The 9,205-nt window shown below is 70.3% G+C and carries 9 protein-coding genes; 5 read left to right on the forward strand and 4 right to left on the reverse strand.

Annotation, left to right across the window (positions count from 1 at the left end; translation table 11 throughout):
- Positions 1-179: 179 nt before the first annotated feature.
- Positions 180-1,583 carry a cytochrome P450 gene (locus VQ02_RS17235; RefSeq protein WP_048445437.1) on the forward strand — a complete coding sequence of 468 codons (1,404 nt, stop codon included), beginning with the start codon at positions 180-182 and terminating at the stop codon, positions 1,581-1,583.
- Positions 1,584-1,739: 156 nt separating this feature from the next.
- Here the strand turns inward: VQ02_RS17235 and VQ02_RS17240 are convergent, their stop codons facing one another.
- Together VQ02_RS17240 and VQ02_RS17245 are read right to left on the reverse strand one after the other, a co-directional pair.
- A complete protein-coding gene (locus VQ02_RS17240; protein WP_048445438.1) occupies positions 1,740-2,114 on the reverse strand; it encodes a TfoX/Sxy family protein in 375 nt (124 codons plus the stop codon).
- A 75-nt stretch (positions 2,115-2,189) separates the two neighbouring features.
- Positions 2,190-2,663: a GNAT family N-acetyltransferase gene (locus VQ02_RS17245; protein ID WP_048445439.1), complete on the reverse strand. Its 474-nt coding sequence runs from the start codon at positions 2,661-2,663 to the stop codon at positions 2,190-2,192.
- Positions 2,664-3,009: 346 nt separating this feature from the next.
- Here VQ02_RS17245 and VQ02_RS17250 point away from each other — a divergent pair, with 346 nt between their 5' ends.
- The 4 genes from VQ02_RS17250 (at position 3,010) to VQ02_RS17265 (ending at position 7,206) form a co-directional block, all read left to right on the forward strand.
- Complete coding sequence (locus VQ02_RS17250; protein WP_083469276.1) at positions 3,010-3,945, forward strand: carbohydrate ABC transporter permease; 936 nt, start codon at positions 3,010-3,012, stop codon at positions 3,943-3,945.
- The gene (locus VQ02_RS17255; protein ID WP_048445440.1) at positions 3,942-4,784 is read left to right on the forward strand and encodes a carbohydrate ABC transporter permease; all 843 of its coding nucleotides are present in this window, start codon (positions 3,942-3,944) and stop codon (positions 4,782-4,784) included. Before VQ02_RS17250 ends, VQ02_RS17255 begins: the two co-directional genes overlap by 4 nt.
- Positions 4,785-4,798: 14 nt before the next feature.
- Positions 4,799-6,148, forward strand: coding sequence for an ABC transporter substrate-binding protein (locus tag VQ02_RS17260; protein WP_048445441.1), 1,350 nt, complete (start codon positions 4,799-4,801; stop codon positions 6,146-6,148).
- A 230-nt stretch (positions 6,149-6,378) separates the two neighbouring features.
- Positions 6,379-7,206 carry a phosphodiesterase gene (locus VQ02_RS17265; protein ID WP_048445442.1) on the forward strand — a complete coding sequence of 276 codons (828 nt, stop codon included), beginning with the start codon at positions 6,379-6,381 and terminating at the stop codon, positions 7,204-7,206.
- Positions 7,207-7,480: 274 nt separating this feature from the next.
- Here the strand turns inward: VQ02_RS17265 and VQ02_RS17270 are convergent, their stop codons facing one another.
- Positions 7,481-8,146 (reverse strand): 3-oxoacid CoA-transferase subunit B, encoded by a 666-nt coding sequence (locus VQ02_RS17270; RefSeq protein WP_048445443.1) that lies wholly within the window; start codon positions 8,144-8,146, stop codon positions 7,481-7,483.
- Between the two features lie 18 nt (positions 8,147-8,164).
- Entirely contained in the window at positions 8,165-8,920 is a 756-nt protein-coding gene (locus tag VQ02_RS17275; RefSeq protein ID WP_048445444.1) for a CoA transferase subunit A, read from the reverse strand.
- Positions 8,921-9,205: the final 285 nt, after the last annotated feature.

A 9,205-nucleotide genomic window follows, 5' to 3' on the forward strand; every position in this document is an offset into this window, starting at 1 on the left:
AGCGCGATCAGGCGGTCGAGGGTGGTCCGGTCGAAGGCGGCCTGCATCGCTCGAAGCTCCGGCTTTGAGTGTCGTCAACGCGCGGCGGGCCGCGGGCGTTTCCCGTCACGCTCGCGCCCAGATGGAGGTAAACAAGGACCGGGCTCCCGGTGTCCGTCGGGACCGAACCCAGGCGAGCCATGAACGCGCACACGTCCCATTTCCGCCCGGTCCCCGAGGGGCCTCGGCCGGTTCTCGCCCGGATCACGCCGCCGGCGCGGCCGCTCGGGCCGTGGCGGCTCCTGCGCACCGTGGTGCGCAACCCGCTCGAGGCCTGGCCCGAGGCGATCTACCGCGAGCCGCTCTACCGCTCGGAGTTCCTCGGCCATACCAGCCTGTTCGTGATGGCGCCGAATCTGATCCGGCGGGTGATGGTCGACGACGCCGACGCGTTCGAGAAGTCGGAGGTGCTGCGCCGCGCCCTCTCCCCGGCCCTCGGCGACGCCATCCTGACCGCCGACGGGGCCCGCTGGCGCTGGCAGCGCCGGGCGGCGGCGCCGATCTTCCGGGCCGAGCGCATCCGCAGCTTCGTGCCGGCGATGATCGCCGCGGCGGAGCGCACCCGCGACGCCCTGGCTGCCGGCACCGGTGCCGGTGCCGAGGTCGACATCGCCCACACGATGATGCGCACCACCTTCGAGATCATCGTCGAGACGATGCTCTCGGGGTCCGGCCGCATCGACGCCGCCCGGGTCGAGCAGGGCATCACCGATTACCTCGAATCGACGAGCTGGATCTTCGCCCTCACCCTGCTGCGGGCCCCCGCCTGGGTGCCGTTCCCGGGCCGGGCCCGGGCCGAGCGGGCGAGGACCTACCTGCGCGACGAGCTCGTGCGCCGCGTCGCCGAGACCCGCCGCGAGGGCACCGAGGGGCGCAACGACCTGATGAGCCTGCTGCTCGCCGCCCGCGACCCCGAGACCGGCCAGGCCATGGACGACCGCGACGTCGCCGACAACCTGCTCACCTTCGTGGCCGCCGGGCACGAGACCACGGCGCTCGCCCTCACCTGGGCCTTCTACCTGCTCAGCCACCACCCGGAGAGCGAGGCGATGGTGGCCGCCGAGGTCGAGGCGGTGACCGGCGGCGGTCCGCTCACGCCGGAGCACGTCGACGCCCTGCCCTACACCCGCCAGGTGATCCTCGAGGCGATGCGGCTCTATCCCCCGGTGCCGGTGGTGGTGCGCGGGGCGCTGCGCGACATTGACCTCGACGGCGTTCCGGTGAAGGCCGGCACGCCGATCACCATCCCGATCTACGCCGTGCACCGCCACGCCGGGCTGTGGGACGACCCCGAGCGCTTCGATCCCGAGCGCTTCGCCCCCGAGGCCGCCAAGGCCCGCGACCGCTACGCCTACCTGCCCTTCGCGGCCGGCCCGCGGATCTGCATCGGCATGGGCTTCGCGCTCTCCGAGGCGGTGGCGATCCTGGCGGTGCTGATCCGGTCCCTGCGCTTCTCCCTGCGCCCCGGCTACCTGCCGGTGCTCAAGCAGCGCATCACCCTGCGCCCCGCCGAGGGGATGCCGATGCGGGTCACCCTGCGCTGAGGGCCCGCGCGACGCCCTCGACGGAGCCGAGGACGCTCCGCGAGAGGCGTCATGCGAAATCCGATTGATTGCTTCGCAATGCGGATTTCGGCTTCGCTCAGATGCCGCGCCGGCTTTTGATACGAGTTTCCGGAAGTAATCTTCCGGAAGTTCGTATCAGGCCACCGGCCCGGCCTTGCGCCGCCCCGGCGGCCGCGCCCGGGCGGCGGCTTCCGCCGCCGCGCAGGCCCGGCGCGCCCAGGCCAGGAACTCCTCCGGATCGTCGCTGAGCCGGTCCGGCGCCCGCCAGTAACTGGCGATCGTGGTCACCCGGCCTCCTCCGGTCGCGTAGGAGAACGGCGCGCCGCCCTCGGCCGCGAAGGCGGCGGCCTCGTCGGAGGCGACCTTGAAGTAGAGCACGTCGCGCACGACGAGCCCGAACATCAGACGATCGCGAAACAGGCCGAGCCCGCCGAACATCCGGCGGATCGCGACGCCGCCGAGGGGCGCCAGCATCTCCTCCAGGAAGGCGCGGTATCCGTGCCCGGTCATGGCCCCTTCCCCCGTGCTCGTCCCGGACGGTCGCAACGGCTCGACCCGCCCGCACGGGCGGGCGCCCTCACGACGTCAGGACTGGCCCGATCGCATGTCCAGGTGCAGGAACTGGCTGAACGCATTCTCCCTGTAGCCCGAGAATGCTTCGCCGTCGGTGAATCCACGCGCGCGGTAGAGGGTCAGGGCCGGCTCGAAGGCCGGGCCGCGTCCCGTCTCGAGGCTCAGCCGCCGCAGGCCGCGCCTCTGCGCCTCGGTGACGATCCTGTCCAGCAGCAGCGCGGCCACGCCGCGGCGCAGGTAGTCGGGGTGGGTCCGCATCGACTTCACCTCGCCGGTTCCGTCACCCAGGACCTTCAGGGCGCCGATTCCCGCGATGTTGCCGCCGTCCCAGGCCGACCAGACCGTGACCGCCGGGTCCTTCAGCCCCGACAGGTCGAGGGCGAACACGCTGCCGGGCGGGGAGTTGGCGTGCATGCCGGCGAGATGCAGGGCGAGCAACTGCCGGGTCGGGTCACTCGAGAGATCATCCGCGCGAACCTCGAACATGCCCACCTCCGCTGTCCGGCACAGCTTACCCGACACGGTTCGCGAAGGTCCACCGCTGCGGACCGCGCGGACCGGATCCGGCCTCCCCGAGGATTCGCGATCGCTCGGCGTCGCTCCGGACGTCGCCATGAAGAGGCGACCGGCCGGGAAGGTTCGTGCCCGTATCGGGCCCATGCCAGCGAGGGCTGTCGCGAAGAACGCCGATATCCACCGTGTACAACCCGTCTGCGCGGGACGGGAGAGTGGGGCGAGGTCTGGAGACAGGGGCGCGGCCCTGGCGCGGATTTCATCCGCTTGTCACGGAATCGCCCGATGACGCGACGGTCTCGACACTCCGGCGGACCCCTTGACCCACGCCCTCCCCACGACACAGGCGGCCCTCGCGGCTGAGCCTCCCGCCGCGCGGGCCGGCCGGCGGCCCGCCGCCCGCCTGCTGCTGCCGCTCGCGCTGCTCAGCCCCTCCCTGGTCTTTCTCGCCCTGTTCACCTACTGGCCGGTGGTCGAGGTCTTGTGGGACGCCACCCACCAGGTCACGCGCCGGGGCACCCGCTTCGTCGGCCTCGACAACTTCGCGGCCCTGTTCGCCGACCCGACCTTCCAGCGCGCGCTCCTCAACAACGGCCTCTACGCCCTCGGCACGGTGGTGCCGAGCCTGGTCCTGGCGCTTGCCTTCGCGCTCGCGCTCAACGGCGCCGGCCGGGTGCGGGCGCTCCTGCGGGCGTTGTTCTTCCTGCCGGTGATGATCCCGCTCGTCGCGGCGGCGGCCCTGTTCCTGTTCCTGTTCCTGCCGGGCATCGGCCTCATCGACCACCACCTCGCCCGGCTCGGGCTGGCGAGCGCCAACTGGCTCGGCGACCCGGACCTGGCGCTGTCCGCCATCACGGTGCTCACCGTGTGGAAGAACGCCGGCTACTACATGCTGTTCATCCTGGCCGGCCTGCAGGCGATCCCCGACGAGGCCCGGGAAGCCGCGCTCCTCGACGGCGCCGGCCCGTGGCAGCGCCTGCGCTACGTGACGCTGCCGGCTTTGCGCCCCACCTTCGCCTTCGTCGGGGTGATCGCGCTCCTCAATGCGGTGACGCAGGTCGACCACGTCTTCGTGCTGACCAAGGGCGGTCCCTCGGACGCGACGAAGCTCCTGCTGTTCTACATCTACGAGCAGGCCGCCGAGCGCTACGACGCCGGCCGGGCCGCCGCCGCCACGGTGGTGACGCTGGGCCTGCTCGCGGCATTGACCGCCCTGTCGCTCAGCCGTGCCCAAGGCCCGGAGGCGGCCCGATGAGCGCCCTCCCCGGCCCCGTCACCCGGGAGGTCACGCCCCGCATCGCCCGCTGGGTCGTCGCCGGCCTCGCGCTCGTCTGGGCGGTGCCGTTCTGGTGGATGCTTGTCGCGGCGTTCCGGCCGGCAGGGTCCGGCGCCGACGCCTCGCTCCTGCCCTCGCTGGCGCCGACGCTCGCCAACTTCGCCGAGGCCTGGGCCTCGGCCGACTTCCCGCTCTACTTCCTCAACTCCCTCGCCCTCTGCGCCGGCATCCTCGCGGTGCAGCTCGTCACCGCCTCGCTCGCCGGCTACGTCTTCGCCCGGCTCGAGTTTCCCGGCCGCGGGTTCCTGTTCGGCCTGTTCCTGGTCCAGCTGATGCTGGTGCCGGTGGTGCTGCTGGTGCCGAACCTGAAGACGGTCGCGTCTCTGGGCCTCTACGACACCCTGCCGGGCGTGATGGCGCCGTACTTCGCCACCGCCTTCGGCACCTTCCTGATGCGCCAGAGCTTCCGCGAGGTGCCGCGGGAGCTCGAGGACGCCGCGCTGATCGACGGGGCGGGCTGGTGGGCGCGCATCCGCCACGTCTACCTGCCGCTGACGAAGCCCGCGCTCGTCGCGTTCTCGATCGTCTCGGTCACCAGCCACTGGAACGAGTTCCTGTGGCCGCTGATGGTCATCAACTCCCCCGACAAGCGGCCCCTGACCCTGGGCCTCGCGAGCTTCACGCTCAGCGCCGAGGGCATGCAGGCCTGGGGGCTGATCGCGGCCGGCACCTTCCTGGTCAGCCTGCCGCTGCTCGCCGCCTTCCTGATCTTCCAGCGCCGGTTCGTGAACAGCTTCCTCGCCTCCGGCATCAAGTAGAGGACGACAACGCAATGATTTCCTGGTGGAAGGGCGCCGCCCTCGCCCTCGCGCTCGCGGCCGTGGCGGGCCTCGCCGCGCCGCGCACCGCGCTCGCGACCGACATCGAGCTGTTCTTCCCCGTCCCGGTGGACGGGGCGCTCGCCCGCAACATGACGGGGCTCATCAAGGAGTTCAACGACGCCCACCCGGACGTCAAGGCGACCCCCGTCTTCACCGGCTCCTACGACGACACGCTGCTGAAGACCCGCGCGGCGATCAAGGCCGGCAAGCCGCCGGCCGCCGTGATCATGTCGGCGAACTTCCTCACCGACCTCGCCATCGAGCGCGAGATCACGCCGATGGACGACCTGATCGGCAAGGAAGGCAAGGATCAGCCTGGCAAGGGCCAGGAGGCCTTCATGGGCCAGTTCTTCCCGGCCCTGCACCCCAACGCCTTGATCGATCGCAAGGTCTACGGCGTGCCGTTCCACAACTCGACCCCGCTGCTCTACATCAACGCCGACCACTTCAAGGAGGTCGGCCTCGACCCCGAGAAGCCGCCGCGGACCTGGGACGAGCTCGACGCCGCCGCCCGCAAGCTGACGAAGCGCGAGGGCGACCGCACCACCCGCTGGGGCCTGATGATGCCCTCGAACTACGATTACGGCGGCTGGATCCTCGAAGCCCTGACGATGTCGAACGGCGGGCGCTACTACAACGAGGAGTACGGCGGCGAGGTTTACTACGACACCCCGACCATGCTCGGCGCCCTCACCTTCTGGTCGAACCTGGTCCACAAGGCCAAGGTGCACCCGGCCGGCGAGCAGAAGGGCCCGGCGGTGACCGGCGCCTTCCTGGCCGGCCAGGCCTCGATGATGATCATCTCGACGGGCTCGCTCACCTTCATCCGCGACACCGCCAAGTTCCCGTTCCGGGTCGCCTTCGTGCCGATGAACGTGCGCCAGGCGGTGCCGATCGGCGGCGCCTCGCTGGTGCAGCCGACCGGCCTCTCGCCGGAGAAGCGCGCTGCCGGCTGGACCCTGATCCAGTGGCTGACCTCAGCCGAAAAGTCGGGCTGGTGGAGCCGCGCCACGGGCTACTTCGCCCCCAACAAGGCGGCCTACGACCTGCCCGAGATGAAGGCCTTCCTGGAGAAGAACCCCGACGCGAAGATCGCCGTCGACCAGCTCGCCAACGCGAAGCCGTGGTTTGCCACCTACCGCACTGTGCCGGTGCGCAAGGCGATCGAGGACGAGCTGCAGGCGGTGCTCTCCGGCAAGCGCCAGCCCAAGGAGGCGCTGGCCGCCGCCCAGAAGGCCGCCGACGCCCTGATGCGCCCCTATGTCGAGGACACCGCCCTGCGCCTGCCGGGCGCGGAATGATCGCCACCTTGGTCCAGTAAAGCACCTCCCTTTCCCGGGCCCATGCAGCGTCAGCGGAATGGGACCCGGGATCCAGCACAAGACTTCGCGAAGCGACCGACTCTCTGCAACGTTGCAACAGACAGAGCCGCTTCGCGGCACTTCTCCTCTGGATCCCGGATCTCCGTCCGCTTCGCTCCCGTCGTCCGGGAAAGGGCGTCGCGCTCGAAAATAAGCAGCCGGACACACCCATGCTCATCGCCCAGATCACCGACCTGCACGTGCGCCCCCGCGGGCTGCCGGCCTACCGGGTCTCCGAGACCAACCGCATGGTCGCCCGCGCGGTGTCCCATCTCCTCGCCCTCGATCCCCGGCCCGACCTGGTGCTGATCTCCGGCGACCTCACCGATTGCGGTCTCGTGGAGGAGTACGAGGAGCTGCGCGGCCTGCTGGCCCGCCTGCCGATGCCGGTCCTCGTCGTGCCCGGCAACCACGACCGGCGCGAGACCCTGCGCGAGGTCCTGCCGGCCTCATACCTGCCCGGCGCCACCGAGAACTTCGTCCAGTACACGGTCGAGGATCACCCGGTGCGCCTGATCGCCCTCGACACGCTGGTGGCGGGCCAGAGCCACGGCGCCCTGTGCACGGAGCGCCTCGGCTTCCTCGAGCGGGCGCTCGCCGGCGGCGACGGCCGCCCGACCCTGGTGTTCATGCACCATCCGCCCTTCGAATGCGGCCTCGTTCACATGGACAACATCCGGCTGCTCGACGGCGAGGCGCAGTTCCGGCGGCTGATCGCCGGCCAGACCTGCATCGAGCGGATCCTGTGCGGCCACCATCACCGGCCGATCCTGACCCGCTACGCCGGCACGATCGCGCAGATCGCCCCGAGCGTCACCCACCAGGTCGCCTTCGACCTGGACCCGGAGCACGAGGGCGCCCTGGTGTTCGAGCCGCCGGCCTACCTGCTCCACCGCTACACGCCGGAGGCCGGGATCGTGAGCCACATGGTCTACGTCGAGGCGTTCGACGGGCCGTACCCGTTCGTGCTGGACGCGGCGTATCCGGGCCAGCACTGAAGACTACGAGATTTTCGAGAGCGGCATTCCCACCCTCTGCGTCATCCCGGGGCTCGCCGAAGGCGAGAGCCCGGGATCCAGACACTCCGGTGGCGCAGAACGAAGCTGTATTCGTTCCGCTTCGTCCTGAACCACCTACGCTTCTGGATTCCGGGCTCCGCTTCGCGGCCCAGGATTGACGATGGAGGTGTGGAAAGACTGTTGCGAGAGGCGAAAAAGACTTCGGCAGCGATCGTGTGGGCCCCGGGGCGTGTGCCCCGAGGCAACACCGTCCTCAGGTGTTCTTCAGCGCCACCCGGTACTGGCCCTGGGTCTTCGCCCGCACCTCGTCCTCGGTGACGCCGTCGGCGAGCTCGATCAGGCTCATGCCGCCGTCACCCTTCTTGTCGATGGTGAAGACGCCGAGATCGGTGATCACCATGTCGACCACGTGGGTGCCGGTGAGCGGCAGGTCGCAGGCCTCCAGAAGCTTGGGCGACTCGGAGCCGTCCTTGCCCTTGGCGACATGCTCCATCACCACCACGACCTTCTTGACGCCGGCGACGAGGTCCATCGCGCCGCCCATCCCCTTCACCATCTTGCCGGGGATCATCCAGTTGGCGAGGTCGCCGTTCTGGGCCACCTGCATGGCGCCGAGGATCGACAGGTCGATGTGGCCGCCGCGGATCATCCCGAACGAGTCCGACGACGAGAAGTAGCTCGTGGTCGGCAGCTCGGTGATGGTCTGCTTGCCGGCGTTGATGAGGTCCGGGTCCTCCTCGCCCTCGTACGGGAACGGGCCCATGCCCAGCATCCCGTTCTCGGACTGGAGCTGCACCGACATCCCGTCGGGGATGTAGTTCGACACCAGCGTCGGGATGCCGATGCCGAGATTGACGTAGAAGCCGTCCTCGAGCTCGCGGGCGGCGCGGGCCGCCATCTGGTCGCGCGTCCAGGCCATAGGTCGTCTCCTCTCAGGTTAGATGGCGCCGCCGCCGGTCGGGGCGGCGGCCGGCTCGGCGTTCGGCGCGGCTTCCGCCCGCTTGCGGGTCGTGCGCTGCTCGATGCGCTTCTGGACGTTCGGGACGTGGATCATCCGCTTCACGAACACGCCCGGGGTGATGATGTGGTCCGGGTCGATCTCGCCCGGCTGCACCAGGTGCTCGACCTGGGCGATGGTCATCCGCGAGGCGGTCGCCATCATCGGGTTGAAGTTCCGGGCGGTCTTCCGGTAGACGAGGTTGCCCTCGGTGTCGCCCTTCCAGGCGTGGACCAGCGAGACGTCGGCGAACAGGCCGCGCTCCATCACGTAGGTCTCGCCGTCGAACTCCCGGGTCTCCTTGCCCTCGGCGATCAGCGTGCCGACGCCGGTCTTGGTGAAGAAGGCCGGGACGCCGGCGCCGCCGGCGCGGATGCGCTCGGCCAGCGTGCCCTGCGGGTTGAACTCGATCTCGAGCTCGCCGGCGAGGTACTGCTTGGCGAAGGTCTTGTTCTCGCCGACGTAGGACGAGATCATCTTGGCGATCTGGCGCGTCTCGAGCAGCACGCCGAGGCCGACGCCGTCGATGCCGGCATTGTTCGAGATGACCGTGAGGTTCTTGGCGCCGCTCTCACGCACGGCGTCGATGAGCACATCGGGAATCCCGCACAGGCCGAAGCCGCCGGCCATGATCGTCATGCCGTCCCGCAGGACGCCCGCCAGGGCCGTCGTGGCGTCGGGGTATACCTTCTTCATCCCTCGTTTCCCCAAATTCTGGTGCCGCCGGAGCACTTGCCCTCGTCCCGCACGGATGCGGCGCCTCGCCGCCCTGTTTAGCATTGTTGCGCCGCCAGACCACCGGCCCGCGCGGGGAAAATGTCCCGTTGCGCGGGGGCGGCGGGCGAGGCGGGGAATCGGCCGCGGGAGAGCCGGCAAGGCCTGCCGGGGAGACAAGTCGGGCACGAGGGATTATAGGGGGAGCCGGGGATGGCGAACGCCGCCGGCGCGCCCCGGGGGCCAGACGCGCGGCGGCCCCGGGGG

Origin of the sequence: Methylobacterium variabile (assembly GCF_001043975.1) — a bacterium.
In the GTDB taxonomy this organism is placed as follows: Bacteria; Pseudomonadota; Alphaproteobacteria; order Rhizobiales; family Beijerinckiaceae; genus Methylobacterium; species Methylobacterium variabile.